1 protein-coding gene is annotated in these 1,346 nt (G+C 64.6%); it reads left to right on the forward strand.

The window, feature by feature from the left end:
- Nucleotides 1-55: 55 nt before the first annotated feature.
- Nucleotides 56-1,346: IS66 family transposase (tnpC, locus tag CKO23_RS24735; RefSeq protein ID WP_200336186.1), on the forward strand; the 1,291-nt coding region annotated here is incomplete at its 3' end.

The following is a 1,346-nucleotide window of genomic DNA, read 5'->3' on the forward strand; positions in this document are numbered from 1 at the left end:
CGTAACTGTTCAGGACCACTTGCCAAGCCATGATCTGTGCCTGTAATTTCTTGCCATGAGCGATTCTCCAACCCCATCAGTGCCACCCGATAGCCTTGAAGCAGAGGTGGTGCGTTTGCGGGCAGAGAATGCCGATCAGGCGCAGGTCATCGCCCAGTTGGTGGAACGGATCCAGGAACTGGAAGCCCGCTTGGCCAAGGACAGTCACAACTCCAGCAAGCCGCCCTCGTCGGACCCCCCATTCAAGAAGCCTGCGCCCAAATCGCGCCGCCAACGTAGCGGCAAGAAAGCCGGTGGTCAGAAGGATCATCCAGGCGCCACGCGCGCGTTGGTCGACGATCCCGAGCAGACGATCGTGATCGCGCTCGAGGGGCGGTGCGAGTGTGGGCGCTCCTGCGCCGAGCTCGCGACCGAGGTCTTGCCCGAGCGCCGTCAGGTCATCGATCTGGTCGTGCGTCGCGAGGTCACGGAATATCGTACGGTTGGTGGCACATGTGCCTGTGGTCAGGTTCATCGCAGCGTCTTTCCCGATGACGTCACCGCCCCGGTCCAATACGGTCCTGGCCTGTCGGCCTTGGGTGTGTATTTGACGCACTACCAGCATCTCCCTTATCGGCGCAGTGCCGAACTGATCTCGAGCTTGGTCGGCATCGACCTTTCGCCCGGCACCCTCGTCACGCTGGGCCGCGCGGCGGCCGAGCGACTGGCGGCCCCGGTGGCGGCCATCGGGCAAGCCGTGGTGCGCAGTGCCGTGGCCCACGCCGATGAAACGCGACTGCGCGTCGCCGGTGCCCTGCACTGGCTGCATGTCCTCTGCACCAACGTCCTGACCTTCTATGCCGTGCATGCCAAGCGTGGCGCCAAGGCACTGACCGACATCGGCCTGCTCAGCGGCTTTCGCGGCATCCTGGTCCACGACCATTGGCGTGCCTATCTGAGCACCGAGTCGGAGCATGCCTTCTGCAACGCCCATCACCTACGCGAACTCATCGCCATCGCCGAGGCCGACCCCGTCCTCTCCTGGCCCAAGCGCTTGATCGCGCTGTTATGCGAGGCCAATGACGCCACCATCGCGGCCCGTGGTGCCGAATTCGAGGAACTGCCGCGTCCGATGGTCGACGACATCTTCGCCCGCTACGACGCCATCCTCGCCGACGCGGCCTGCTTCCATCCCCGACGTCGCTCACCCCCCGGCAGTCGACGCCGAGTCAAACAGACGCCGGCCTACAACCTCATCGAACGCCTACGCACCCACCGCGACGAGGTTCTACGCTTCGTCACCGACTTGCGCGTGCCCTTCGACAACAACCTCGCCGAGCGCGACCTGCGCATGCCCAAGCTCAAGC

This window comes from Thiocystis violacea (genome assembly GCF_016583565.1).
Lineage (GTDB): Bacteria > Pseudomonadota > Gammaproteobacteria > Chromatiales > Chromatiaceae > Thiorhodococcus > Thiorhodococcus violaceus_A.